Origin of the sequence: Cerasicoccus frondis (genome assembly GCA_031296915.1) — a bacterium.
GTDB lineage: Bacteria > Verrucomicrobiota > Verrucomicrobiia > Opitutales > Cerasicoccaceae > Cerasicoccus > Cerasicoccus frondis.
On record JAVDPC010000023.1, the window covers coordinates 1 to 25,177 of the forward strand.

Below are 25,177 nucleotides of genomic sequence, written 5' to 3' on the forward strand. Positions count from 1 at the left end.
AAGTGGACAGCGGACGCAGATCTGATCCTCGGTAAGGTTCAGTATTTATGCAGCGAACTTCGCTGACACCACACTAGCGCGCAAGGATCGTGTAGCTGATCACGTTGGGCATTGGGGACATGAAATAAACGTCGATCGCGTCTCCAACTGGAATCTCAGTCGAGACAAAGGCTGTCTTCATTTGCTCCTGAGTGACTGACTGAAAATTACAGGCGATTCGTATTTCCAGATCGCGGTCCACTATATTTTTGACGCGCACCCAAACACGCAAAGAACCATCAGCAAGCGGGTGCGCCTCGATCCGCCCAAACTCAACGTTATCCGTGTGAGCATGAGACATCTGAGTGCCGGCAGGAATCAAAACAGTGCCATCCCAATCACGCTCCAGATCTTTCGGTGTAGTCGCTTGCCCGGGCTTGGAAATGGCGGGCGCTTTTTCCACCCTGACCACGTTATGCCCCGCCTCTACGCCTCGTAATTCGGGCTTCCTGGAGCCAATTTGCACGCTCTCCAGAGCGGCTGGAAACTCAGTGGCGACATCGACCGTGTGCGGCATTTCGACATCTGCTTGCTCGTTATTTGCGATGAAGTTGGAAGCAGCTTTGGGTAGCGGCGCAACGTCCTCTTTAGGCGATTTCTTGGCGCAACCGGCAACCAGAAAATGACCGATGAGCATGACGCAAATAGCAAGACGCCTTAAAGACGTCCCCAAGGGAAGTGAATTTTTCACAGCAGCAAAAATCGTTAGTATTAGAAGCGACTTACGAGCATAATACCGATCCTCAAAAGGTCAGCAAAAAAGCACATTTTCGACGACTTCCGGAACCTAACCTGTCCCCCCTTAAGGTGTGTTTTCAAATTTAAGCTGTTGGCGCTTCCGCTGCCAAACCGCTCCAATCAAAAGCACGCCTCCTAGCCAGAGCACCCAATCGCCATAGCGGGCATAGAACGTCAGTCGGTCGCGCCAGACTGGGTCATAGCTGAGTGCGAAGGATTCCGTCTGCCGCGCATAGACTAGCCCATCCGGACCAGTCAGCACACCGCGAACATTGCCATATTCATCAATCCATCCACTCCATCCGTGATTGCCACAACGCATGACCGGGCGACGCGTTTCCACGGCCCGCAGGACCGAGTGAGCCGCATGCTGGTAGGCGCCAGCCTCCTGACCATACCAGCCATCATTGGTCACCACTGCGATGACATCAGCTCCTTCCCGAACAACCTCTCTGCCCAAGCGAGCAAAAATGTCCTCATAGCAAATCAAGGCGCCAACCTCCCAAGTCTCGCCATTCACCGTTAATGGCAGTGGACGGGAGTGGTCCCCAGGCTGCAAATCGATATCCAGCGGCACCACCGTGCTGACAAAAAACAACGCATCGCGCATGGGAATGTACTCGCCGAATGGCACCAGACGGCGCTTGGCGTAGTACCCGTTGTAGAGCCCTTTTTCCGGCTCAAGCAAGAAGAGCGCATTCGCCCATTCACCATTGGGAAACTCTGCTAAAGCCCCAGTCAGCAAAGGGATGCCCACTTTATCGACTCCCTCCTGAATCCAAAGCTCCATGCTGCGATCACCTTTGTCATCCAGGATCGGAAAAGGTGGCGCAGCCTCAGGCCAAAGAATGACGTCCGGCTTTGGCGTCAGGATACTCGCTTGCTCGGTTAGCCGCCTCAGTACGCTGAGGTTTTCATTCACCATCTCCTGCGTCCACTTAAGATCTGCCGCAATCCAGGGCTGAACAACCGCAAAGTTAAACATCGGCTTGCGTTCCTGCGCCTGCGCTACCGTCCGCACATAAAGCCACACCGAGAGGAAAACCAAAGCCAGCGCCACGTAAAATTCCGGACAAAAGCGCCAGCGAAGCTTAAGACGCGAAGCAGGCTCGCTGCTTTCCTGACCATCGCCATCGTCCGAATCACTCGCCTCGGCCAACGGAAGCCAAAAGAGACGATAAACATACACTGCCAGCGTCAGGTTAAAGAAGATCAGGATGAACGATATGGCGTATTGCCCGCCGTATTCAGCCGTTTGCAGCATCGGCGGACGCTGCCATTGGCTCAATGCCAAGGGCGCCCAGGGGAAACCGGTCAACACCCACGTCTTCAGCCATTCCAGGATCACCCAGAGCCCTGAGAGCCCAGTTAACGCCAGCAATCGCGGCGCGAAACCTCGCTTCATGGCTGTTGGCAGCAGCCACCGGGCCATCAGAGCCCATCCAGTCGGAAACAGCCCCAGGAGGAACGACAGCATGACGAGCCCCACCATCCCCATCGGGGGGTGGACATAGCGCAACCAAGCGATCAGCAAAAACCAGCTAAGCCAGAAACCCGGAAAAACGCACAGGAGCGTGCTCCGTCTCGAGGGATTGCCCAAAAGCCACAACAGCAGGGGCACTGCGAATACATAGGCCGCTTCCGCCACTCCCAAGGGGGGGAATGCAGCAAAATGCAGCAGCCCCGAGACAATGCCTGCGAATAAGCCAAGTAACCAGCGGCGACGCAGCATCTGCTTAATGGCCTTTGCTCTCAGGGAAACTTTGCATCAGCATGGCAACATCGCTGGGAATCGTTTCGAGTATCACCGGCGCATTTGCCGTCCACAGCGTAGTTCCAGACTTATCAGCGGTCAGCGTCAAGTAATCCACCCGACGTTTCGGAGTATTGGTATTGTAGCCGGAATTCATCTCCGCAGAAGTGCTATTCCGAATCACGACTCCCATCTCATATGACCCCGACATGGTGATTTCAGCATCCGAGGCATCGCTAACGAGCGTGTAGCCCTTGCCTGACAATTCCTTTTGGATGGATTCCAGAACTTTTTTGTCGAATCCTTCCCTGGGGGCGCGTGAACCATCTGTCACCGGTATTTCCGGTGACAGGTAAATCGTAGTGGCGGAAGCGATCTTCTGCACATCAGCCGGATCAGCCTGCACATCAACATTGCTGCAACCTGTCCAATAGAAAGCAGCGCCCAAAAGAAGGAGCAGCGAGTAGATTTTATTTACCATGCCGAACTAATCCGCCCGTCGCTTCCGTATTGCAATTGAATTTTCTGAAAAATAAACTGTAACCCAAGCGCTCTTACTAACATCAGCGTTTACATGAAAACTTTGTAACTTCTCGCCCTGCCCCGGGTTTTATAACATCTCATGAGTCTCGTATTTGGCAACCGTAGCCCCCTCCAAGCCTGGCAACCCCTGCCACCGGAGCGGTGGAACACGGAGACCGCCGCCCACCTTCTGAGACGCATTGGCTTCTCCGCCCGCCCTGCGGATGTCCAACGCGCCGTCAATCAAGGCTTGGAAGCAACGGTTCGCGACGCGTTCAAGGGCAGAGAATTTCCGGTACCGACCAAAACCTGGGACGCCGAGCAGGAGATTATCTACCTGCGTCGCGGCATGCGGAATCAGGACGACCAGACGCGCAGGGAAATTCAGGATAAAATCCGCAAAGCCGAGCGGGAAGCCTTTAGCGAATTTGGTCTGGCCTGGATTGATTTTGCCCGCCAACCGGAGAACGCTCCTCAGGAAAAATACGTGCTTTTCCTCGAAAGCGTATTCGTTGTTTCCTACGAGAAGGTCAAACGCGCGGGCGTTCTTTACGACCACCAGAATCTCTTGCGCCGCGAAGGTTTGGACAGTTACCGGGACTTGGCCAAAACGATCAGCCGCTCACCGGCGATGATCCAATACCTCGACCTCAACCGCAGCACCAAAGAGTCGCCCAACGAAAATTTCGCGCGGGAACTCATGGAGCTCTTCACCCTTGGCGAGGGCAACTACACCGAGCAGGATGTCAAAAACGCCGCGCGCGCCTTCACTGGCTACAATCAGGGCGGCTCTGAATATTACTTTGCGGAGTTTAAGTTCAACCCGCATGCCTACGACAACGGCGTCAAAAACATATTCGGCCAAGTTGGGCGCTGGAACGGCGATGAAGTCATTGAAATGATCTTCGAACAGCCCGGCGCCAAGCTATTCCTGCCGCGTGAACTTGGCCTGTTCTACATCAGCGAAACGGCCATCCCGGACGAATTTCTGCAACCGCTGGGCGACGAATGGGCCAAGCGCGGTTTCGACCAACGCTGGCTCCTGCAAACCATGTTCACCAGCGAGCTGTTCTTCGACCCACAGTTCCGGGGCGAGCTCATCAAGTCCCCAATCCATTATTACATCGGGCTGTGTCAGGACATGAATCTGGACATTTTGCCCGTCCCGGGGCGGCTGGAAAACCAACTGCGCAGCATGGGGCAATCGTTCCAGAATCCGCCCAATGTCCGGGGCTGGCTCGGCGGAAAACACTGGATTACTTCGTCCACCCTCTCCGCCCGCCAACAGCTCGTCCGCAACCTGCTTTATCCGCCGAACTTCGAGCGTCTGAACGCCGACGAACAAATGCGCATTGAGGAAGCGGTCGAAGAAGGCAAAGGCCCATTTTTTGTGAATGAAGAACGCCTCGAGCCACTGCTAAACAAGGACTCGCCGGACCTCATCAATCACCTCTGCCGGTATTTTCTGCCGCGTGAGCCGTCTGAAGATTTCAAGGACCAGTTGATCCAACACGTCAAAGTCCCACCCCGCCAACGGCCAGACCACGTGCGCCAGGCACTGCTCGCGCTGCTCCAATCTCCAGCCTATCAGGTCTCTTAATTTCAAATCCGCACCGCTATGTATAACCGCAACACGCCTATTGCCGTCACCCGTCGCGAATTCCTCCGCAGCTCGATGGGGGGGCTGGGCATGGTTGCCTTCAGCGGCTTTGCGCCCAGTTTTCTCGCGACCACCGCCCGCGCAAACGTCGCGGCGCCGGAGAAAGATCGGCAGATCCTCGTGCTCATCCAGTTGGCAGGCGGCAACGACGGGCTCAATACCTGCATTCCCTTTCAAGACGATGAATATTATCGCCTGCGGCCAGACTTGGGCATCAAGGAAGGCTACCGGCCAATTGATGACTACATCGCGCTGCATCCCAGTTGTGGCGGCCTTGAGCGCCTGTTTAAAGACGGCAATCTGAGCATCATCCAGAACGTCGGCTATCCCAACCCCAATCGCAGCCATTTTCGCTCCACCGAAATTTGGGAAACCGCCACCGACAGCGACATCATTGGCCGCGATGGCTGGATCGGCAGTTACTTTGATAATTACTGCGATGGCGCCGGACACACCAGCGCCGACCCGCTAGGCCTGCATATCAGCAATGAAACGCCTGGCCTGTTTATGTCTGAGCAAGCGCACTCGGTATTTGGCATGCCAGCGCGAGGTCGCATCCGCCAAAAGAAGGATTCTGAGATCGAGCTTCTCGAAAAGCTCACCCAAGCGCCGGCAGCATCTGACTCAGGCAACTACCTGCAGCACATGATGATGGACGCGATTGTCACCGAACGCCGCGTGCAGGAAATCGTCGACCGCTATAAGCCTCAGGCCAACTACCAGGGCAACCTGGGGCAATCTCTGCAACGCGTGGCGGCGATGATTGCCAACGGTCTCGAAACCCGGGTGTATTTCGTCTCCCAGGGCGGCTACGACACCCACGCCAACCAAGCTGGCGGACACGCCCAACGCCTGAGCGAGTTATCCAACGCACTCAGCGCATTTCAACAAGACTTGCAAAAGCATCACCTGGACGACCAGGTCTTGACCATGGTCTTTTCTGAGTTTGGACGACGCCCGAACCAGAATGGCAGCAATGGCACCGACCACGGCGCCGCCGCTCCCCTCTTCATGCTGGGCAAGAACCTGCAAACGCCGCTCCTGGGCAATCCACCCGACTTAATGAACCTGGAAAACAAAGACCTGCGCCACGAGTTCGATTTCCGCCAAGTTTACGCCACGGTCATTCAGGATTGGTTTCAGGCCGATCCAAGCAAGGTCATCAGCGGTCAATTCGACACCCTGCCCATCATCTAGGGGGTAGCTTAACCCGCTTTGGCCAAGCCGGAGCAGGCGATATTGAAGCCCATCACCAAGCCGTAAACCACGTGCGCCAAACCATGAGTGAAGCCCACCACCCAGGTAGCCTTGCGATACTCTGGCAATGGATGAAAGTCCGAAATCGAGGCGACCAAACCAACAGCGACCACAGCGCCATGCAGCACTCCGAACATTCCCCCTAACAAAAACACCGCGCCAAAGCTTTGGGCGCCAATCGCCATCAACGCCCAAGTATATATCAGCCCAAAAAAGATTCCGGACACCAAGTGGATAATCAGCCCGACCTGCGCCGCCCGCTCACGGGAATGAGTGAGCAAGCTCCCAAGTGCGACGATCATGTTGCCTTGGGTAATGTTGGTCCGCTCAAAGAAATAAAGCAGCCCGGAAAAAGCAGCCGTTGCGAGCAAACCACCCAAAATACTGAAGAACAAGTAGCTAACGATCAAATTTGCGGGGTCCATGTAAATACATTACGATATCTAATGGGCATTGTCAAATATCGCAACTTTTACCAAAACCTGCTGTTGTAGTTGGAATCAACTTCCTGTTGAATATCTCTAAGCGTCATGAGTCGCAACGCCACTATCTTCACCTTGACCGCCCTGGTGCTCGTCACCATTGGGGGGGCATTCTGGTATGGGCGGCAGCAAGCAAGCCCAGTTCGTGGTACGCCAGACGTGAGCCAGGCGGAAACTCCTCCCCCACAGACCTCTCGCCTGTCGCCCACGAAATCCGCAGACGATAGCCTTGCCCGCCAGCCGATTATGCCCGCCAATCTGCCGCGCAACCAGCGCTCTGGCAAAACCGGCGACGTTATCCCCAACGAGGTCATTCTCCAATTTGAAGACAAGGCGGCCCTCAATGAGGCCATACGGATCCTCACCAAAGCCGGGGTGCCCATGACCGACAGCATTGGCTCCCTGGGCATGCTGCGCGTAGAATTACCGCCTGGCGGCCTTGACCGGCTACGCGACCTGCTGGGCGTCCGCATTATCGACACCTCCGATAACCTCCGCGTCGCCCTGCCGGAGCCGATCAACGCTCCGAGCGACGGCGCTCATCTTCAAGCCTTTGGCGATGACTGGATCGCCCTCCTCGGCGCGCCAGACGACATTTCCGACTGGGGTAAGGGCGTCCGCATCGCGGTGATCGATTCAGGGGTCACGAACCATCCGGCCCTGCGCGGAGCCCGGATCAACCGCTATGCGCTGATCGAGGAACTCGTCGCCAACGGGCATGGCAACGCCGTCACCTCGCTCATCGTTGGCAATGGCGATCTGGGCCAACCGCGCGGCCTGGCCCCGGCTGCGGAAATCCTGGCCTACCAGGCCATGGGAGAAGACAGCGGCAACACCTTTACGATCGCCAAAGGCATCGTCGACGCAGTTGATCACGGCGCGAACATCATCAATTTGAGTCTCGGCGGCTGGGGCGACACGCCCGCGATTCGCAACGCGGTGGCCTACGCAACCGATAAAGGCGTCGTGATCGTCGCCGCCGTGGGCAATGACCGCCTTGACCAAATCACCTACCCGGCGGCTTACCCGGATGTCATCGCCGTGACTTCCGTCGACGCAGGGCTTCATTGGGCCGAGTATCCCAACGCCGGACTTCGCGGCGAATGGCCCGACATCGCCGCCCCAGGCGTGGGTCTGCCCGCCGCCTACAACGACAACGACAATATTTTATTCAGCGGCACATCCGCCGCCACGCCAGTAGTCAGCGCGGCCATCGCCGCCTACATGTCCGAGACCGGAAGCAGCGCCGTCGAGGCCGCCGATGTCGTCCTGAAGCAAGCCAGTGATCGCGGGGAGCCCGGCAGCGACCCATTTCTCGGCGATGGCGTGCTGGACCTCGCACGCGTCATGCGCGCCGAGGAACGCGGCATTGTGGACCTCGCGGTGACGGATCACTACGTCGACGCCGCGCTGGCGAATAACGCTGGCCTGCCCGTCCGCATCGGCATTCAAAACCGCGGCACCACGGTGGTGAATCGCCCGGTTCTCACGCTGATGATTGGCGCACAGAACAACCGCTCTACAATTCAGTTTGGCCCGATTGCCCCGGGGCAGGTCGTGGAATATGAGGCGACGATTCCCGTCGAATTTTTCACCACCGGTCAGCCCGCTGCGATTGGCACGGTCATCAGCACCGAAGAAGCCGAAGACATCAATACGGACAACAATGTGATCGTCACCGCTTACGGTGTCGCCCTCGACGAAGACGGCGAAAAAACGTTTATCGAAGCAAGAATTCAATAAGACATCGCAGGCTTGCATTGCGTGAGGTTCATTGTCTCACTGCTAGCTTTCCGCAATGCCTTGGTATCTGTATCTCGCGATTAAACAACTGTTTCCGACCGGAAGGGCGGCGTCGTTTTTTGCGTGGATATCCATCACCGGCGTCGCGCTTGGGGTGGCGATTTTGATCGTCTTCGCCAGCGTCATGAACGGCCTCGGCGACCGCATTCGCAGCAAGGTCGAGGAAACCTTCGGCCACGCCCACGTCTTCAGCGGCAGCATCATCTACGACTATGAGGAGCTGCTGGATATGCTGAACGAATACCCGGGCGTCACCGCCGCCACGCCTTACACCACTGGCGTGCTGATGATGCAGTATGAGAACCGGCCGTCGTTCCCGAAGATCACCGGACTCAACCCTTGGGAAGACAACCAAGTGATCCCGCTCGCAGATTACATGGACATCGGCAGCATCGATGATTTCAACGACCAGAAAGTCATCATCAGCATCGGGGTCGCACACCAGTTGAAGGTCAGCGTTGGCGACGAGGTCAACCTCTACTCGCCGCTCATGCTTCAGCAGATTAAACGCGACGAAGTGCCACTGCCGATGGAGCTTGAGGTGTCGGGCATTTTCGAGTCGGGCTTCAATGAGGTGGACAACAACACCATCATCGTCACTCGCCGCACCATGCAGGAGCTTTATGGCCTCGGCGACGGCATTCACGGCGTCATGCTGCTGATTGACGATCCGGACAACGTTTTCGAATTCACCCGCCAACTGGAGCAGGATCTCGGCGAGGGTTATCAGTCCCTCAGTTGGATGGAGGCCAACGAAAATTTGCTGTTCCTCTTGCAGTTTGAGAAGACAATCATGCTCTTCCTGCTGTTCGTCATCCTGATCATTGCCGGGTTCTGCATTGGCGCGATTTTGATCGTGACCGCGCTCCAAAAAACGCGCGAAATCGGCCTGCTCCACGCCATGGGCGGACGCTCGCGCCAGCTCGCCGCGATCTTCTGCTTGGACGGCGTGCTCGTCAGCATGATGGGCTGCATCGTGGGCACCATTTTCGGCGTAGTGCTCATCACATCGCGCACGTTCCTGATCAAGCTCATGCTCTACGCGACCGGCCAAGGCGACGCGTTTCAGGAGCATTATCCGCTGCCGATCACCGACCTGCCGGTTGCCTACCGTGCGATGGACTTTGTGCTGATTTACCTGTTTTGCCTCGTCGTTGGCGCGCTGGCTGGCCTTTACCCCGCGTGGCGCGCCGCCCGCATGAAACCCTCGGACGCCATTCGCGCGGAATAAGACCATGAGTGAATCATCCGCCATCCTCGAAGCCCGCGGCCTCAGCAAAACGTTCCAGACGCCGACCCGCCCCATCCAGGTGCTCGACGAAGCCAACGTCTCCCTGGCCTACGGCGAATCGCTCTCCATTCGCGGGGAGTCCGGCGCCGGTAAAACCACCCTGCTCTACCTGCTGTCCGTTCTCGAAAATCCCGACAGCGGCGAGCTGTTTTGGGCCGGTGAAGACGCTCTGAAGAAGTCTGCCGACTGGCGCGCCCGTCAGCGCGCAACCTTCATGGGCTTTGTGTTCCAAGCCTACTATTTGATGCCCGAGCTGAGCGCGATTGAGAACGTGCTCCTGGCCCGCCGCCTCATTGGCAAAGTTCGCAGCGAAGACCGCGCGCGCGCCGAGTCGTTGCTCGAACGCGTGGGCCTCGCCGAGCGCGCCAAGCAAGTCCCCACCAAGCTTTCCGGCGGCGAAAAGCAACGCGTCGCCGTTGCCCGCGCCCTGATGAATCAGCCCCCGCTCATCCTCGCTGACGAGCCCACGGGCAATCTCGACGAGCGCACCGGCGAGCACATCATGGACCTCCTCCTCACGCTTTGCGCCGAAGAGAAGACGAGCCTGATCCTCGTCACCCACAACCCGGAATTCGCCAAGCGCACTGACCGCGGTCTCTTCCTCCACAACGGCCGCTTCACCAACGCCAGCGTCCCGCTGGACCGATAGGCAGCGTGCCGCTGCACTCAGTTATTTGCGCATTGCGCAAATGGCTTGAGCGGGCGCGCTCGAAGGTGAGTCGCTATTGAGAGTAGCATAGGCGTCTCGCCTGTGCTCCCAATCCATCTAACTGAACACAGGCGGGACGCCTATGCTACTTTACGCGACCACTCCTACGCGGCGGCTCGCGTGTAAACGTCGCCCGCCCTCATTCTGTTGGGCAAGCCATTTTCGCAATGCGAAAATCCGGATGCAAAGCATCCGCCGGTGCAGCGGGACGCTGCCTACATGCCGGAATAGGCCATGACTTCGAGCAGGGCCTGCTGGATCTTCGAGACGGCTTGGCTGAGGGCTTGGCCGACGAAGTCCATCTTGGCGATGGTTTCAATGCGCTGCTTGTTCGCGGCGCGCTCTTCATCAGAGAACACGACGCTGCTCAGGTCGCAGGCGTCCATGAGGCAAATGATGACCACGTCGCGCGGGTCGGGAATGGCGGTGTGGTCGAGCACGACTTCGCGGATGCGGGACTTCACTTCCTGCTCTTCGCTGTCGTCGATCACCGGGTAGCGGCGCTCCTTGAGGACAAAAAGGAAACGATGCTCTTCCTGCTTGAGAATGCCACGCTCTTTGAGCTCCTCGAAAAGTGCGGTTTTCCAATCATCCACATGAGCGTTCACGGCGTTGAGCGCACGCTGGATCGAAAGCGGGCTTTCCTGCGGAATCTTCGCGAGCACCTGGTCCAGCAAGGCGTCGCCGGTTGGCTCACGGGAAATGACGGTCACGTTTTTATCGTCGGAATCCAGCACGCCCGCGAAGGCGAGCTCCATAATGAGGGCCCCGGAAATGGCGAGGCCGAGCGAGCCCTCGGGCAACGGATGGAGTTTGCCGGATTGGTCATCCAGCGCGAGCAACATGATTTCTTCCGCGAATCGTAGAGACATAGGCGCAAGCATGGGGAACTTTGCCCGCGACAGGAAGATTAAAAAAGGTGTTGAGGGACGGAAGTGTTGAGGTGGGGAAGTTGGTCGATACTCAGGAATTTGTGGGGCGTTAATTGCAACAAGACTTCGGGCGGTGGGAGACGCTTTTTCTTGTGAAATGGATAAAAATTCACTCACTGGGGCGGCATGGCAAAAGTCATCATCGTAGGAGCGGGAGGCGTCGGCAACGTCGTGGCCCACAAGTGCGCCCAGGCGCCGGAAGTTTTCTCTGAGATCGTGCTCGCTTCGCGCACGGTGTCCAAGTGCGAGGCAATCGCTGCGGACATCAAGGCCAAGCAAGGACGCGAGATCCGCGTCGCCGCGATCGATGCCGACAATGTCGAGTCGACCACCGAATTTCTGAAGGCCGAAAAGCCGGACCTCGTGCTCAACGTCGCGCTTCCCTATCAGGACCTACCGCTGATGGACGCCTGCCTCGCCGCCGGTGTGGACTACCTGGACACCGCCAACTACGAGCCGCCGGAAGAAGCCAAGTTTGAATACAAGTGGCAGTGGGCTTACCAGGACCGCTTTAAGGACGCCGGTCGCATGGCGCTGCTCGGCAGCGGCTTCGACCCCGGCGTGACGAACGTTTTCTGCGCCTACGCCCAGAAGCACCTCTTCGACGAGATCGAAACCATCGACATCCTCGACGCCAACGCCGGTAACCACGGCCACCATTTTGCGACCAATTTCAACCCGGAAATCAACATCCGCGAGATCACGCAAAACGGCCGCTACTGGGAAGAAGGCGAATGGAAGGAAATCGAGCCCATGAGCGTGCATCAGGTTTACGACTTCCCCGTCGTTGGCCCACAGGACGCTTACCTACTCTACCACGAGGAGCTGGAGTCGCTTTGCCAGAACATCAAGGGCCTCAAGCGCATTCGCTTCTGGATGACTTTCTCGCAAAAATACCTGACGCACCTGCGCGTGCTGGAAAACGTCGGCATGACGTCGATTGAGCCCATCGATTTCAACGGCCAAAAGATTGCGCCAATTGAATTCCTCAAGGCGGTATTGCCCGACCCGGCCAGCCTCGGTCCCCGCACCAAGGGCAAGACCTGCATCGGCTGCGACATCGTCGGCTATAAAGACGGCCAGAAAAAGCGCGTGTTCATCTACAACACCTGCGACCACGAGGAGTGCTACGCCGAAGTTTCCAGCCAAGCCATCAGCTACACCACCGGCGTGCCTGCGATGATTGGCGGCATGATGATGGTCACTGGCCAATGGCGCCAAGACGGTGTTTGGAACATGGAACAACTCGACCCGGATCCCTTCATGGAACAGCTCAACCTGCGTGGCCTCCCTTGGCAGGTGATTGATCTGCCTCTGGAGTGATATATGCCCTACGTGTCATCATCCCGTTCAGGAAAAAAAAGTAAGCGCCGCAGCAGTAAGCGCTCCGGGGGGGCTTCGCGTTCGAACTCGTCTGGGAAGCGCCCGCGGATCAAGAGTGCTCAGGCGCCAAGGTTTAGCATTTACTCGTCTCTATCTGCTCGCTTCCGGCCCGGCGAAAAAGCTCGCCCGCTCACTTTGATGGAAAAGGTGTGCCTCTACGTGGCGTGCTTCACCTGCATTGTGGTTGTTTCCGGCGTAGTCCTGGCCTGGAACTCCCGCAATGCGCCCATGCTGGAATGGGGTGACGTCAGCCAATTGCCAGCGATGGAAGACTCCGCCATGGGCGTCAGCAGCGAAGTCGTTCCAGAGAGTGCAGCCTACATCGAGCCCTTCATCTGCCGTGGCCACACTCAGTTCGCCCTGGATTCCCTGGAAGAAGTGCTGCGCGCCGATAAGAGCTTCCGTTACGTTCGCCGGAACAGCAAACAGATCCAGGCCGTTGCCATTTCGACCGTTCTCGGCTTCAACAACGACTTGGTTTTTCAGGCGCGCAGCAACCCAGAACGCCTGGAGGTTTACGCCACTTCACGCATCAGCATTGGCGATCTGGGCTCCAACCGTGATCAACTGGAAGCGCTGCGTGAGCGCTTGCGTGAAATGCATGTGCTGAAGTAAGCTCCAGCCACGCATTACGATCATGAGCAAACAATACCACATGAAGGGCGATGGCTACTACAACGCCCATTCCGCGCCACAGCTAGCGTCGATCAACGACTGCCTCCCCTGGCTGCTCAATTCGCTCGAGGATCTACAGTTACCGCAGGATAAGCAAATCCGCACGCTGGACGTGGGCTGCTCCCAGGGAGGAAACTCCGTCGAAATGCTCCAGCAACTGATCCCCTCGCTTCGCGAGCGCGGCGCGGCGAGCATCCAGCCTTCGCTGGCAGATTTGCCCAGTAATGATTTTAACTCCGTCTTCGCCAAGTTGTTTCCCGGCGGAGTCAATATTTTGGGCGACGACGTGCTGCCCGCCGTCATTGGCGGCTCGGCCTATGAGCGTTTGGCGCCAGCCAATTCACTGCATGTCGTGACGACATTCAACATGCTGGGCTGGCGCAAGGACAAGCCCGTTGGCCCACTGCACAACACAGTCGGCGCGTTCCTCCCCACGCCCTACGCCAAGCCTGAACAAGGCGCAGAGATCAACCCGGACGAGGTTGCCGCCGTCCATGCTCAGGCGGCGGGCGACTTGGTTTCCTTCTTCAAATGTCGCGCAGAAGAGCTCGTTTCCGGCGGCAAAATGCTGGTCCAGATTTTTGGCCGCAATGATGAAGACGGCAGTGTCGCTCACGGCTGGCTCGATGCGCTCAATGACGTGATTCGCGCCATGATCGCCGAAGGCAAATGCACCCAACAAGCCCTCGATGATTTTATTTTTCCAGTTGTCTGGAGAAAGCTTGATGAACTGCTGGAGCCGCTCACCACCAACGATGAATTGCGGCGCGCATTCACCATCGAACGTAGCGCCAGTTGGGAGGTTCCGGTGGACTTTAACCAACGCTATGCGGAGTCAGGCGATGTCCTCAAATGGGCTCACGAATACATGGAGGTCTTCCGCGCAGTAACCGAAACCACTCTAGCCCACCTCTTCCCGGAAGCCGACCGCACTCAACGACTGGAGGAAGTTTACCAGCGCATTGTTCAGCTCTTTGCCCATGATCCAGTGCGCTATCAGTTTCACTATTACTCAATTGCCGTGCTCGTGACGCGCAACTAAACATGGCCCAAGATCCCACACCACCGCTGACACCTGAGCGCCTACAAGCTCTGCGCGACATTCCCGCCGCTGACGCGCCCTCGCCATGCTATGTGGTGAACCTCGACCGGCTGGAAGGTAATTGCCAGATTCTCGCTGGCGTGCGGGAGCGCTCCGGGGCCAAGGTCATCCTCGCGCAAAAAGGCTTTTCCATGCATGCGACCTACCCGCTGCTCAGCCAATACCTCGACGGTTCGACCGCGAGCGGCCTGCACGAAGCGCTGCTTGCCGAAGAATATTTTGGCAAGGAAGTGCATGTCTACTCCGCCGCGTTTAAAGACCACGACATCGCAATGTTGGGCCGCTTCGCGCACACGCTCGTATTCAACTCCGTGCGCCAATGGCGGCGGCACAAGCCCGCACTCGACGCCCTGCCCCGTAAGGTCGAAGTCGGCCTGCGCGTCAACCCCGAGCATTCCGATGTCGAGACCGACCTCTACAATCCAGCATCGCCTTGCTCCCGCCTGGGCATCACACGCGCCGAGCTCGACCGCCAGATGGCCGAAGCAGGCTTGACCGATTTAAGCGAGCTCGATGGCCTGCATTTCCATGCGCTCTGCGAACAGGATTCCGACGCCCTGGAAGGCGTCGCCCATGCGTTTGCCGAAAAGTTTGGCGACCTCATCAAGACGGGTAATTTTAAGTGGCTCAATTTCGGCGGCGGACACCACATCACCCGACCGAATTACGACTTGGCGCGCCTGGACCGCATCGTGAAGACATTTCGCGAACGTTATGGGCTGGAAGTTTACCTGGAGCCAGGCGAAGCGGTCGCGCTGCACACCGGCGTGCTAATCGCCACTGTGCTCGATGTGCTGGAAGCTGGCGGCGTTCAAAACGCGATCCTCGACGTTTCCGCGACCTGCCACATGCCCGACGTGCTGGAGATGCCTTACCGGCCCAACATCTTAGATGCCGGCCAGCCCGACGAACACGCCTACACCTACCGCCTCGGAGGGCCCAGTTGCCTGGCGGGCGACGTGATCGGCGACTACAGTTTTGAGGCTCCGTTGGAAGCCGGCCAACGACTCGTTTTCCTCGACATGTCGCACTACACCATGGTCAAGACGTCGACCTTCAATGGCGTTCCCCTCCCCTCGATTGCGACCTTTAGTCAGGCCGACGGCCTCCGCGTGATCCGCAAGTTCGGCTACCGGGACTTTGCCGAGCGGCTAAGTTAAGGGCTTTCTTTGGCGGTGGAGTTTGACACTGTCCAGTCCGGGCTTTCAGTTGGGCCAATGACGCACACTCTCCCCAACTCTCTGGCCCGCGCCTGCGCGCTGCTGGCGCTCACCTGTACCGCCCTGTTTGCCGACGTTCGACTGGAAAAAGTGGACTACCCTTTTCCGGTGAAGACCTTTGCTTTTGAAAGCCAGCAGCAGCCGCTGGAAATGGTCTATATGGATATTCCCGCCAAGGGAGAGCCCAAGGGTGTCGTCGTGATGTTTCACGGGAAGAATTTCAATGGCTCCTATTTTGAACAAACCGCCAAGGACCTCTCTCAAGCAGGTTATCGCGTCGTTTTGCCGGATCAGATCGGCTTCGGAAAATCCAGCAAGCCGCAGCATTATCAATTCACGTTTCAACAGCTCGCGGAAAACAATCATGCGCTGCTGAAAGAGCTGGGCATCGAGAAATTCCAGCTCCTCGGTCACTCAATGGGCGGCATGCTTGCCACCCGCTACGCCCTGATGTATCCCGAGCAAGTAGAGTCATTGACCTTGCTTAATCCCATCGGCCTGGAGGACTGGAAAGCCAAGGGCGTTCCCTACCTGAGCGTCGATCAGTGGTATGCCAGCGAGCTCAAAAAGTCCGCCGATAAAATCAAAACCTACCAGCTCGACTCCTATTATGACGGCAAATGGAAGCCCGCCTACCAACCTTGGGTCGACCAGCTTGTTTACTTCATCGAAAGCCCAGACTACTCGCTGATGGCTTGGGACCAAGCCTTGACCTACGACATGATTTACACGCAGCCGGTCGTGTATGAGTTCCCCGAGCTGACAATGCCGACACTCCTCATCATTGGCCAACGCGACACAACCGCGCTCGGCAAGAACCTAGTTTCTCCGGAGCAGAAAAAGCTGCTCGGCAACTATCCTGCGCTTGGTCGCGCCGCTCACGAAGCCATTCCTGATTCAGAGCTGGTGGAAATTCCCGGAATCGGCCACTTACCGCACATTGAGGCGTATGACCAATTTATCGGGCCGTATGAGGCATTTTTGGATAAGCACAACTGAGTGCTACCACTGTTTCTTGGAGCAACCGATGGCCACCATCACGATCCCGACGCCTCCTTGCAAACCAAGCACCGTTAAGGCCAAGGCTGGCGAGGTAATCCACTCGGAATTCGAGTCGCGATAGGCATCGAAAATGCGGCTGTCGATCATGGAGCTCATGTAGCCGCCCCAGCCCCAATAGGCATTGATGAACGGGCGGCAGACCCAGATCAAGTAACTCGGCAAGGCCAGGACCACGCCGGAAAGCGGCAGTTGAAAACCGACCAGATAGATCGACAGCAGCGACGCTTTTTCCGCCGAGCGAAACAGCGCGCTAAAGCCCAGGCAGACCAGTGTCATCGAAACACAGACCGCCGCCAAGACCGCGATTTGCGCAAGCCACGGACCCGGAAATTGGCAAATCACCTTCACAAAGCCCGTCATCCACGCGCCTTGCAGCCCCGCCAGCACACCGACAAAGATCAGCTTCGACAGCGCATAGGCGCCCACACTGAGGCCCGACAAACGCTCCTTTTCATAGATGGTGCGCTCGGCTGCGATTTCGCGCGCGCCGTTGTTTGAGCCCATGAGCGTGAGCAGGATCACCTGAAACATGATCAGCCCAGTGACCAGCGACGCAGTCTCCATTTTCTCAATGCGTATCTGGACCTCCTCTTTCATTTGCTCCAGCGTGTCGATTCGCTCCAGCGCCAGACTTTCGATTTGCGGCAAGCCATCGAGCGCGAAAATAACCACCAGGCACGGGAAACCAAAGGTGATCGCGAGCGTCAGCCACAGATAACCCGTGTCCCGGAAAAAGAGCAGCATGCGGCGGCTTAACAACGTAGCCAACTGCGCGCCCATCGATGGACGCTTCTCGGTCGGATGTAGCGCCGGTTTGGGCGCTGGCGTTTCCAACTGAGCCTTCGCAGCCGCCCAACGCTCCTGCCAGTAGCTTAGATCGTGTTGATTCAGTAAGTCGTAGAGGTGCAGCGCATCCGGGATGCCAAAATATTCACAGAGCTCTGCGTTGTCGCCCTGGAAGACGACATCCCCCTCGTAGACCACGGTGATGCGATCAAACAATTCGAGCTTGGCCAAGTTGTGAATGATGCACAGGAAAGTCTTGCCGTCGCGCTCGCTCAGACAGCGCAACAAAGCCAGGATTTGGTCTTCGGAGAGCGGGTCGAGGCCCGAGGTCACTTCGTCGCAGACGAGGCACTGCGGATCGAGCGTCATTTCGAGGCCAAGCCCCAGGCGACGCAGTTGACCGCCGGATAGCGACTCCACCCGCTTTTCGCGATGCTGCGCAAGACCGATGGTTTCCAAAATATCCTCGAGGCGCTGCTTACGTTTGGCGGCGTCGGCCACATTGAGCTGGAGCGTAAATCGGATCGACTCCTCCACCGTCAGCTTCGGCTGGGCAATGCTGAACTGCGGCGCAAAGCCCACGCGCCCGACCAAATCCTCCGAGCGCTTGATTTCCTGATCGCCACAGTAGGCCTGCCCCTCGGAGGGCAGAATGCCGAGGATGGCCTTCATCAGCGTGGTTTTGCCACAACCGGAAGGGCCGATGACAGCGTTGAGCCCCCCTTCGAGGAATTCCGCCGAGGCGCCCCGGAGGATCATGGGGCCCTGACCGCCGGCGCGGACAATCATATTTTTGCAACGAAGCATGAATCAAAAAAGCATTTGCGTGGTTTAACAGGATTGATTGACATAAGTTGTGGCAATGCGAAAAACCATCCCCATTTCTCTCCTCCTTGGCGCTCTCGTGGCGTTAACCCCGCTCCAGGCGGTCCAAGTCAAAGAAAACGCCCTGCGCAACAAGCGGTTGTTCGGGATCGAGCTGCCGGAGAATTTGCAGTCTTTTTATGGGCGCCACGACCGCATTAATTCGATTTCGTTGCAAGAATACCAGGCTGGCCCTTATGCGGTGACCGAGGTCGTCGTCGACATCGCCTCCAGCCCCTGCCAGCTACGCATTTACCACACCCAGATGGGCAGCCTGCAAGACCTGCAAAAAGCCACCCCCAGCGGCCCCAACGACTACAAGCCCAACATCCCGCCCCAAGTCGCAAAAATGGCGGAAAAAGGCCGCTCAACGCTGGAATCCGGCAAGCAGCCAGTGGTTAAAGACTACCCGTTGACCACGCATGCCAAGACCATTGAGTTTCGCGCTTCCAGCAAGGAAGAGCTGGAGGCTTTCTACAAGGTATTTGTCGGCGCCTTTACGCAAAACAACGCGACCGGCGCCACGGATGAAGAAGACGATGAAGCCTCCGCGCGCGGTTTGGCGGGCACGCTCTTCCAACTGCAATAAATTGCCCGCTGCCTTTGTCGCCTACGCAGCCCTCGCAGAGGCAATTTACTCCGCGCGGTATGGCAAATAATCCGCCTGCCAGATTTTGCCACGCACAAGAGATTCCAGCTCATCGATCGAGCCCACCGTAGCCAAACCTTCGGCATACGCTTTCGCCCCCACCGCCAAAGCAATGTCCTGACACACTTCGCGGGCCTTTTCCAGTGGAGGCAAGAGCTTGGCGCTGGGATCCGCCAACGAAGGCGCATGGCTGGCCAAGCATTCGACTGCGGCGAAGATCATGCCGTCACTCACGGCCGTTGGCTTGGTCGCCACGACGCCGAGCCCAATTCCGGGAAAGATAAACGCATTGTTGCACTGCGTGACCGGGATCGTGCGCCCCTGGTAAATCGCATCGCCAAACGGGCTGCCAGTCGCCACCACGGCGCGCCCCTCTGTCCAGTTGATGACATCCTGGGGGATGGCCTCGCACTTGCTCGTTGGGTTGCTCAAAGGCATGACAATGGGTCGTTCCACACGGTCCGCCATTGCGCGGATAATCGCCTCCGTGAAGGCGCCGGTTTGCGAAGACACGCCAAAGAGCACCGTAGGCGCAGCGTGCTTCACCACTTCAGCCAAAGTGATGTTCGCGGAATCCTGGACATCCCAATCCGCAAAAGCGCTGGTCGGTTTCGCATAGGGCTTCTGGAAGTCGGCCAAGTCCTGCCCTTCCTGCAACGCGCCATTGATGTCCACGAGATAAAAGCGACTGTAAGCCTCCTCTTCCGAGAGTCCCTCACGCATCATCATCAGGCGAATTTTATCGGCAATGCCCACTGCGGCAGTGCCACCGCCGAGGAAGGCCACACGCTGCTCCGTGATCGATTGCCCGGTTGTCTTCAGCGCCGCCAACAACGTCGCCAGCGCAACGGCGCCGGTGCCCTGAATGTCGTCATTGAACGTGCAAAGCTGCGGGCGGTACGTGTTAAGAATGCGCGTTGCGTTCGCTTTGCCAAAGTCTTCCCAGTGCAAATAAACATGCGGAAACTTACGCTTCACCGTGTCAACAAACTGCGCAATGAAGTCATCGTAATCCTTACCGCGTATGCGCTCATGCCGCCAGCCAATGTATTCAGGATCATTGAGCAAAGACTCATTGTTGGTGCCCACATCGAGGCCGATTGGCAGGCAGGTGCTGGGGTTGACGCCCGCACAAATTGTATAAAGCGCCAACTTACCCACGGTGATGCCAATACCGCCCGCGCCCTCGTCTCCCAGTCCCAGTATCCGCTCGCCATCAGTCACGCAGATCACATCCACGTTTTTAAAGGCGCGGTGCTCGAGGATTTCATCCATACGGTCGCGATCCGGGAAGCTCAAATAGATGCCGCGCGGTTGGTTGAAATTATGGCTATAGTTCGCAATGGCCTCGCCCACAACCGGGGTGTAAATCAGCGGCACCATCTCACTGACTCGATCCTGCACAATGCGATAAAACAACGTCTCGTTCCGATCCAGCAGGCTGTTGAGGAAAATGTTTTTATCCAGATCAGAGGGTTGGCGTTCGAGTTCATCGAGCACCTCGGTCAGTTGTAAATCAATATCACGCTCCGCAGCAGGCAGCAGCCCCTTGAGTCCGAGTTGAAAACGCTCCTCCGCCGTGAAGGCCAATCCCTTATTGAGGAACGGATGGTGCAAAAGAGACAGGCCGCTCAGCGGCACGCTGAGGTATTGCTCGCCGGTAGCAGGATTCGTTTTCGGTAGGGCGTCGATCATACAGCTACGGATAAACGCTCGTGCAGAGAGTGGCGATTGGAAAATCTCGCCAACGATCCGTGTCATCAATCTGTAACAAAATGTTGGGTTGACGCGCGGAATTAATCCGTCATGTTCTACGTTCTCCAAGAAAGGACCTACGAGCTATGAAGATTAACACACCGCATAATATTTCCGGCATTGAGAATGCCTCAGGCTGCGGTTGGATGTATATCTTCGCAATGATGCTCTCTCTCGCCACTTCGGGTCCCTTCATCGCCGCATAACGATCACGCCATCGTTTCCACGCACTCCCGGGACCTAACCAGCCCGGGATTTTTTGTTTTCCGATACTTTGCGCCACCGCTGATTTTATTTTAACTGACTGCAGACCATGCCTACTGAAACTCAAGACCGACTCCAACTGGACCGCCAGATAATCGAACGCTACGCGGGCCAGCCCGCCCAAATCCCTCCTGCGCTCATCGATCGCATCAAATCACTCAACAATGGGCGTGGGCCTGTGCTGTACGCGATGGCGGACCTCACCGCCACCGGCAAGCTTCAGCAAGGCTGGCTCGTGCTCGGACATGACGAGGTATTTTACTTCGCTTCCGCCGATGACGCTGCCCCTGAACGCATTTCCCGCGCAGAGATTGAAGTCGTCACCGAACTGCCTGGCCTCAGCTCCAGCGCCCTGCTCTTCCTGCGGCTCGACTCCCGACTGCCCTTGATGCAGGTCAACTACTCGCGGCGACAAAAGCAGTCGATGGAGAACATTCGCTTTGTCGTGGATCAACAGGTGAAGGGACACAGCGTTTCCCCGGAAAACCCAGACCGCGCCTACGCGGAATCCGTCAGCAGCAAGATTAAGGATGCGCAGAGTTCCGTGATGTCGGACCAGTTCCAGATCATGAAGCGACTGCTCAGATATGTGCTGCCCTACAAGAAGGAAGTGACGATCGGTTTCGTCTGCGCACTGATCTACACCGCAATCAACCTGGTCGCGCCCTACGCCACCAAATACCTGATCGATAAGGTGCTCACGCCCATGGAAGACGGCGAGATCACCAGCGAAATGGCCACCAAGATCAGCTTCGTCATCCTGGGCGGACTCGCCGTACTCTATTTGGTGCGCGAAATCTGCGTGTGGCTCAGGCTCAAGTGGTTGGCCTATCTCGGCGAGTATGTGGCCCACGACTTACGCCGCGACCTCTATGGCCACCTGCAAAAGCTCAGCCTGACCTTTTTCTCCAAGAAGCAAACGGGCAGCATCATCAGCCGCGTCAGCTCCGACACCGACCGCCTCTGGGACTTCATTGCCTTTGGCGTGGTGGAGTCGACTCTGGCGGTCATCATGCTCATCGGCTTGGGCGCCATGCTGATAGGTTTGGACTGGCAATTGGGCCTAATACTCGTCCTGCCGATCCCGGCATATCTGTATGCATTTTACGCACACAGCAAGCACATCAACCAATACTTCCTCAAGGCTTGGCGCAAATGGTCGGACGTCACGGCAGTCCTTTCCGACACCATACCCGGCATGCGCGTCGTGAAGGCGTTCAGCCAGGAAAAACGGGAAATTGGACGCTTCGGCGACCGCAACCAAAAGGCCTTTGAAAGCTTCAAGTCCGTACACGATGTTTGGACGAAATTCTGGCCGATGCTCATGGGCACAGTTCAGTTCGTGACGCTAATTGTTTGGGCCTTCGCCCTGCCCCGCGTATTTGGCCAATGGGGCGAGCCACTGTCGGTGGGCACCTTTGTCGCCTACCTGATGTACATGGGCCTGTTTTTCCAGCCGCTCAACACACTGGGGCAACTGACCCGCATGCTCAACCGGGCGGTTAGCTCGGCGCACCGCGTCTTTGAAATCATCGACACGGAGCCAGACCCCGCGCTCGCAGGCAACCGCAATACGGTCGAAGATGTCGACGGCGAAATCGTCGTGGATAATGTGAACTTCTCCTACGACGGCGTGCACGAAACGCTGCGTAATGTATCGTTCCACATCAAGCCTGGCGAAATGATTGGCCTCGTGGGCCCATCCGGCGCCGGCAAAAGCACGATCACCAACCTCATTGCCGGGTTCTACACTGCAACCGGCGGCAAGGTTCTGGTCGATGGACTCGACTTGGCCGAAGTGGATGTGTCCAGCTATCGGCAGCACCTCGGCATGGTGTTGCAGGAGCCGTTTCTATTCCACGGTTCGCTGCTGGAAAACATACGCTATGGCCAGCGCGACGCTTCCTTTGGCGATGTCATTGAGGCCGCCCGCGCAGCCAATGCGCACGACTTCATTTGCAAACTGCCATTGGGCTACGACACGGTCGTTGGCGAGCGCGGACACACCCTCTCAGGCGGAGAACGTCAACGTATATCCATTGCCCGCGCCATTCTGCACAATCCGAAAATTCTCATTCTCGACGAGGCCACCAGCAACGTCGACACCGAGACTGAACGCAAGATTCAGGAAGCGCTCAATCACTTGGTGCGCGGACGCACGGTTATCGCTATCGCTCACCGTCTCTCCACCCTGAAGCAAGCTGACCGTTTGCTCGTCATGAAAAACGGCCAACTCGTCGAAGAAGGCACGCATCAGGAATTACTGGAAATTGAAGACGGTGTTTATCGCAAGCTCCACGACATGCAGAGCGAACTCCACGAACAGTTCGCCATCTAACCCAATCGATCAGCCAACCATCTACCCACAACGAATGATGAATTCAACCAAACCACTCCAACTCGCCTCCTGTGGCGCTGGTCGCCTAACCGCGTGGTATGAAGGCGAAGACGCCACGCTTGTGCGCCCGGTTAAGTGCTTCCCCCTGAGCGATCCACACCGGTACTTATCTTTGCGTAATGACAAGAACGAGGAATTCGCCTTCATCGAAACTGCTGACTCACTGGATGAGTCATCCGCGACCGCATTGGAAGAAGCCATTGCCGCAGGAAGCTTCGCGTTTGAGGTCACCGCGATACACGAGATCAAAACAGACTTCGAGCTCCGCATTTGGAAGGTGAATACTGCGGCGGGCGAACGCCAATTCCAGACTGCGCTCGACGCCTGGCCACGCAATGTCGACGATGGGGGCTACTTGGTGGAAGACGTCTTCGGCGACCTTTATCGCCTGCCGCCACTGGACCAATTGGACAAAGAAAGCGCGAAGCATCTCTGGATGCTCGTTGGCTAAAGCATTTTTCCAGACATGAGCGCGTAGAGGTCCCGACATTGAGACAGTAGTGAATCAGTGTATGGGGCCTCCACTGGCTGCTCACGTAGCTCAAAAGCAGGATGGCCAGCATCACAGGCCAGATGCTCGGCCAGCATCAACCAATGATCCGTGCTCTCACAAAGCCATTCGTAGCTAACAAACGTCAATTGCTCATCCGTTAAATCAAGCAGATGCCGATAAACCTCTAACCAACGCTCCAGCCAATAGTCGAGTTGATCCGGGGTGAAAGTGTTATTCGGCTTATCTTCAAAGCGGAACGCACGATGCCCGGACCCGAATTCATAATGCCCGACCATATCCATGTACTTGCGAACGAAAGGATCTTCGTGCTCGATTTTCAAAAATCGCTGGTGCTGGCGATAAATTGACCACGCATGCTGCAGTGGATCCCTAAATGGAATCAGGATTCGCGCGTTCGGAAAAGCACGGCGGATCACAGGAATCCGCAAAACATTGTTATTGTTCTTACACAGATAGCGACTGCGCTCGCATTTGGTTAAAATGGCGCCCACGTAGGCGCGGTATTGCTCGATGGCTTTATCCGTAATGTCCATCGGCCTGAGATGGTCCGCTTCCAGATATTTCTGCTGATAAAAGATACGCCAGAAAACCTCTTCGAGCGCCTCGGGGCTGTGTTCATTGACCAAGACGCCGTCCCCATGCGCACGCTCCCTAAGCGCTGACGCCTTGGAGCCACCGGCAATGCGTTTCCAAATGCCCGGCATCAAGACAAACGGCATATCCGCATACGTCAGCGATGCAAATTGATCGGAAGCCGCGATCTGGTTGAGCAGCATCGTCGTCCCTGCCCGGGCAAATCCGGCAATGTAGACATGTTGATTATCAACGAACTGGCTGGAATCCACTTTAGCCGTCGCGAGCTCCAGGTCAAAGGAAGCCTCGGCGATCCATCGCTGATCAAGCGCTACGCGGTGTAGTAACCGTGAAAAGAAACCATACTGTTGCTCAGCCAAAACGCTTCCTTAACCAAGAGATTACGACCATGATCACGGTCAAAAATATGATCCCTGTCCAACTGCTTAAAAACGCGCCAAAATCGGTGCCGAGCAAGTCGCCAATGTAAATAAAGACTGCAACGAGTAAAATCAGAATCAAGAGCACGCCCGCCAGAATCAATGTCTTCGCTAAGATGATCCGGGAATACATCAGTAGAACTCTTTCTTTCCAGTGGTCTGAAATCACTGAAGAGCTCATTACCCGAACTGAGCGGTTTGCATATCGCAGAATGTCTAAATGCGCGCCAAGTTTTACTGCCCGGTAAAACAATTCGCCAACTACCAGCGCCAGCAAGAGCGAGAGGATATAATCCATCGACGAGC

Annotated in this window: 22 protein-coding genes; 13 read left to right on the top strand and 9 right to left on the bottom strand. The window is 56.9% G+C overall.

Features of this window, described 5'->3' with window-relative positions:
• Window positions 1-73 precede the first annotated feature (73 nt).
• The 3 genes from RBB63_RS16730 to RBB63_RS16740 all read right to left on the bottom strand — a co-directional run bounded on the left by RBB63_RS16730 (window position 74) and on the right by RBB63_RS16740 (window position 3,011).
• A complete protein-coding gene (locus RBB63_RS16730) occupies window positions 74-676 on the bottom strand; it encodes a hypothetical protein (protein WP_309386124.1) in 603 nt (200 codons plus the stop codon).
• A 165-nt stretch (window positions 677-841) separates the two neighbouring features.
• On the bottom strand, window positions 842-2,509 hold the full coding sequence (gene lnt / locus RBB63_RS16735; protein WP_309386125.1) for an apolipoprotein N-acyltransferase: 1,668 nt from the start codon (window positions 2,507-2,509) through the stop codon (window positions 842-844).
• A 4-nt stretch (window positions 2,510-2,513) separates the two neighbouring features.
• A complete protein-coding gene (locus RBB63_RS16740) occupies window positions 2,514-3,011 on the bottom strand; it encodes a hypothetical protein (protein ID WP_309386126.1) in 498 nt (165 codons plus the stop codon).
• A gap of 141 nt (window positions 3,012-3,152) precedes the next feature.
• Between RBB63_RS16740 and RBB63_RS16745 the strand changes: the two genes are divergently transcribed.
• Together RBB63_RS16745 and RBB63_RS16750 are read left to right on the top strand one after the other, a co-directional pair.
• Window positions 3,153-4,652 carry a DUF1800 domain-containing protein gene (locus tag RBB63_RS16745; protein WP_309386127.1) on the top strand — a complete coding sequence of 500 codons (1,500 nt, stop codon included), beginning with the start codon at window positions 3,153-3,155 and terminating at the stop codon, window positions 4,650-4,652.
• An 18-nt stretch (window positions 4,653-4,670) separates the two neighbouring features.
• Window positions 4,671-5,909: a DUF1501 domain-containing protein gene (locus RBB63_RS16750; RefSeq protein ID WP_309386128.1), complete on the top strand. Its 1,239-nt coding sequence runs from the start codon at window positions 4,671-4,673 to the stop codon at window positions 5,907-5,909.
• Between the two features lie 8 nt (window positions 5,910-5,917).
• Here the strand turns inward: RBB63_RS16750 and RBB63_RS16755 are convergent, their stop codons facing one another.
• Entirely contained in the window at window positions 5,918-6,394 is a 477-nt protein-coding gene (locus RBB63_RS16755; protein ID WP_309386129.1) for a hypothetical protein, read from the bottom strand.
• Between the two features lie 105 nt (window positions 6,395-6,499).
• Here RBB63_RS16755 and RBB63_RS16760 point away from each other — a divergent pair, with 105 nt between their 5' ends.
• The 3 genes from RBB63_RS16760 to RBB63_RS16770 are packed head-to-tail and all read left to right on the top strand — an operon-like array spanning window position 6,500 to window position 10,194.
• On the top strand, window positions 6,500-8,194 hold the full coding sequence (locus tag RBB63_RS16760) for a S8 family peptidase (RefSeq protein ID WP_309386130.1): 1,695 nt from the start codon (window positions 6,500-6,502) through the stop codon (window positions 8,192-8,194).
• Between the two features lie 55 nt (window positions 8,195-8,249).
• Window positions 8,250-9,485 carry an ABC transporter permease gene (locus tag RBB63_RS16765; protein WP_309386131.1) on the top strand — a complete coding sequence of 412 codons (1,236 nt, stop codon included), beginning with the start codon at window positions 8,250-8,252 and terminating at the stop codon, window positions 9,483-9,485.
• 4 nt (window positions 9,486-9,489) lie between these two features.
• Window positions 9,490-10,194, top strand: coding sequence for an ABC transporter ATP-binding protein (locus RBB63_RS16770; protein WP_309386132.1), 705 nt, complete (start codon window positions 9,490-9,492; stop codon window positions 10,192-10,194).
• A gap of 275 nt (window positions 10,195-10,469) precedes the next feature.
• Here RBB63_RS16770 and RBB63_RS16775 read toward each other — a convergent pair whose 3' ends face one another.
• Window positions 10,470-11,126, bottom strand: a complete 657-nt coding sequence (locus RBB63_RS16775; protein ID WP_309386133.1) for a GOLPH3/VPS74 family protein — start codon at window positions 11,124-11,126, stop codon at window positions 10,470-10,472.
• A gap of 186 nt (window positions 11,127-11,312) precedes the next feature.
• On the opposite strand from RBB63_RS16775, the gene RBB63_RS16780 reads away from it, so the two are divergent.
• The 5 genes from RBB63_RS16780 (at window position 11,313) to RBB63_RS16800 (ending at window position 16,565) form a co-directional block, all read left to right on the top strand.
• Entirely contained in the window at window positions 11,313-12,509 is a 1,197-nt protein-coding gene (locus RBB63_RS16780) for a saccharopine dehydrogenase family protein (protein WP_309386134.1), read from the top strand.
• A 198-nt stretch (window positions 12,510-12,707) separates the two neighbouring features.
• Window positions 12,708-13,184 (top strand): DUF1499 domain-containing protein, encoded by a 477-nt coding sequence (locus RBB63_RS16785; protein ID WP_309386135.1) that lies wholly within the window; start codon window positions 12,708-12,710, stop codon window positions 13,182-13,184.
• Between the two features lie 22 nt (window positions 13,185-13,206).
• Window positions 13,207-14,286: a class I SAM-dependent methyltransferase gene (locus RBB63_RS16790; protein ID WP_309386136.1), complete on the top strand. Its 1,080-nt coding sequence runs from the start codon at window positions 13,207-13,209 to the stop codon at window positions 14,284-14,286.
• 2 nt (window positions 14,287-14,288) lie between these two features.
• Complete coding sequence (gene nspC / locus RBB63_RS16795) at window positions 14,289-15,506, top strand: carboxynorspermidine decarboxylase (RefSeq protein ID WP_309386137.1); 1,218 nt, start codon at window positions 14,289-14,291, stop codon at window positions 15,504-15,506.
• 57 nt (window positions 15,507-15,563) lie between these two features.
• Window positions 15,564-16,565, top strand: coding sequence for an alpha/beta fold hydrolase (locus RBB63_RS16800; RefSeq protein ID WP_309386138.1), 1,002 nt, complete (start codon window positions 15,564-15,566; stop codon window positions 16,563-16,565).
• A 3-nt stretch (window positions 16,566-16,568) separates the two neighbouring features.
• On the opposite strand, the gene RBB63_RS16805 is transcribed toward RBB63_RS16800, so the two are convergent.
• Window positions 16,569-18,221, bottom strand: a complete 1,653-nt coding sequence (locus RBB63_RS16805; protein ID WP_309386139.1) for an ATP-binding cassette domain-containing protein — start codon at window positions 18,219-18,221, stop codon at window positions 16,569-16,571.
• Window positions 18,222-18,276: 55 nt separating this feature from the next.
• On the opposite strand from RBB63_RS16805, the gene RBB63_RS16810 reads away from it, so the two are divergent.
• Entirely contained in the window at window positions 18,277-18,867 is a 591-nt protein-coding gene (locus RBB63_RS16810; RefSeq protein WP_309386141.1) for a hypothetical protein, read from the top strand.
• A 45-nt stretch (window positions 18,868-18,912) separates the two neighbouring features.
• Here RBB63_RS16810 and RBB63_RS16815 read toward each other — a convergent pair whose 3' ends face one another.
• Complete coding sequence (locus tag RBB63_RS16815; RefSeq protein ID WP_309386142.1) at window positions 18,913-20,622, bottom strand: NAD-dependent malic enzyme; 1,710 nt, start codon at window positions 20,620-20,622, stop codon at window positions 18,913-18,915.
• Window positions 20,623-20,995: 373 nt separating this feature from the next.
• On the opposite strand from RBB63_RS16815, the gene RBB63_RS16820 reads away from it, so the two are divergent.
• On the top strand, window positions 20,996-23,284 hold the full coding sequence (locus RBB63_RS16820; RefSeq protein WP_309386143.1) for an ABC transporter ATP-binding protein: 2,289 nt from the start codon (window positions 20,996-20,998) through the stop codon (window positions 23,282-23,284).
• Between the two features lie 34 nt (window positions 23,285-23,318).
• Entirely contained in the window at window positions 23,319-23,795 is a 477-nt protein-coding gene (locus tag RBB63_RS16825) for a DUF1854 domain-containing protein (protein ID WP_309386144.1), read from the top strand.
• Here the strand turns inward: RBB63_RS16825 and RBB63_RS16830 are convergent.
• Together RBB63_RS16830 and RBB63_RS16835 are read right to left on the bottom strand one after the other, a co-directional pair.
• Window positions 23,792-24,811, bottom strand: coding sequence for a sulfotransferase (locus tag RBB63_RS16830; protein WP_309386145.1), 1,020 nt, complete (start codon window positions 24,809-24,811; stop codon window positions 23,792-23,794). The two genes, RBB63_RS16825 and RBB63_RS16830, sit on opposite strands and share 4 nt — an antisense overlap.
• On the bottom strand, window positions 24,804-25,169 hold the full coding sequence (locus tag RBB63_RS16835) for a hypothetical protein (RefSeq protein WP_309386146.1): 366 nt from the start codon (window positions 25,167-25,169) through the stop codon (window positions 24,804-24,806). The genes RBB63_RS16830 and RBB63_RS16835 overlap by 8 nt, the downstream gene beginning before the upstream one ends.
• Between the last annotated feature and the right edge of the window lie 8 nt (window positions 25,170-25,177).

Coding starts and splice junctions, on each gene's coding strand:
- RBB63_RS16755 (WP_309386129.1), bottom strand. CDS start 6,394: ATGGACCCCGCAAATTTGATCGTTAGCTACTTGTTCTTCAGTATTTTG.
- RBB63_RS16780 (WP_309386134.1), top strand. CDS start 11,313: ATGGCAAAAGTCATCATCGTAGGAGCGGGAGGCGTCGGCAACGTCGTG.
- RBB63_RS16740 (WP_309386126.1), bottom strand. CDS start 3,011: ATGGTAAATAAAATCTACTCGCTGCTCCTTCTTTTGGGCGCTGCTTTC.
- RBB63_RS16790 (WP_309386136.1), top strand. CDS start 13,207: ATGAGCAAACAATACCACATGAAGGGCGATGGCTACTACAACGCCCAT.
- lnt (WP_309386125.1), bottom strand. CDS start 2,509: ATGCTGCGTCGCCGCTGGTTACTTGGCTTATTCGCAGGCATTGTCTCG.
- RBB63_RS16825 (WP_309386144.1), top strand. CDS start 23,319: ATGATGAATTCAACCAAACCACTCCAACTCGCCTCCTGTGGCGCTGGT.
- nspC (WP_309386137.1), top strand. CDS start 14,289: ATGGCCCAAGATCCCACACCACCGCTGACACCTGAGCGCCTACAAGCT.
- RBB63_RS16750 (WP_309386128.1), top strand. CDS start 4,671: ATGTATAACCGCAACACGCCTATTGCCGTCACCCGTCGCGAATTCCTC.
- RBB63_RS16775 (WP_309386133.1), bottom strand. CDS start 11,126: ATGTCTCTACGATTCGCGGAAGAAATCATGTTGCTCGCGCTGGATGAC.
- RBB63_RS16805 (WP_309386139.1), bottom strand. CDS start 18,221: ATGCTTCGTTGCAAAAATATGATTGTCCGCGCCGGCGGTCAGGGCCCC.
- RBB63_RS16730 (WP_309386124.1), bottom strand. CDS start 676: ATGCTCATCGGTCATTTTCTGGTTGCCGGTTGCGCCAAGAAATCGCCT.
- RBB63_RS16785 (WP_309386135.1), top strand. CDS start 12,708: ATGGAAAAGGTGTGCCTCTACGTGGCGTGCTTCACCTGCATTGTGGTT.
- RBB63_RS16800 (WP_309386138.1), top strand. CDS start 15,564: ATGACGCACACTCTCCCCAACTCTCTGGCCCGCGCCTGCGCGCTGCTG.
- RBB63_RS16820 (WP_309386143.1), top strand. CDS start 20,996: ATGCCTACTGAAACTCAAGACCGACTCCAACTGGACCGCCAGATAATC.
- RBB63_RS16760 (WP_309386130.1), top strand. CDS start 6,500: ATGAGTCGCAACGCCACTATCTTCACCTTGACCGCCCTGGTGCTCGTC.
- RBB63_RS16745 (WP_309386127.1), top strand. CDS start 3,153: ATGAGTCTCGTATTTGGCAACCGTAGCCCCCTCCAAGCCTGGCAACCC.
- RBB63_RS16765 (WP_309386131.1), top strand. CDS start 8,250: ATGCCTTGGTATCTGTATCTCGCGATTAAACAACTGTTTCCGACCGGA.
- RBB63_RS16810 (WP_309386141.1), top strand. CDS start 18,277: ATGCGAAAAACCATCCCCATTTCTCTCCTCCTTGGCGCTCTCGTGGCG.
- RBB63_RS16770 (WP_309386132.1), top strand. CDS start 9,490: ATGAGTGAATCATCCGCCATCCTCGAAGCCCGCGGCCTCAGCAAAACG.
- RBB63_RS16835 (WP_309386146.1), bottom strand. CDS start 25,169: ATGGATTATATCCTCTCGCTCTTGCTGGCGCTGGTAGTTGGCGAATTG.
- RBB63_RS16815 (WP_309386142.1), bottom strand. CDS start 20,622: ATGATCGACGCCCTACCGAAAACGAATCCTGCTACCGGCGAGCAATAC.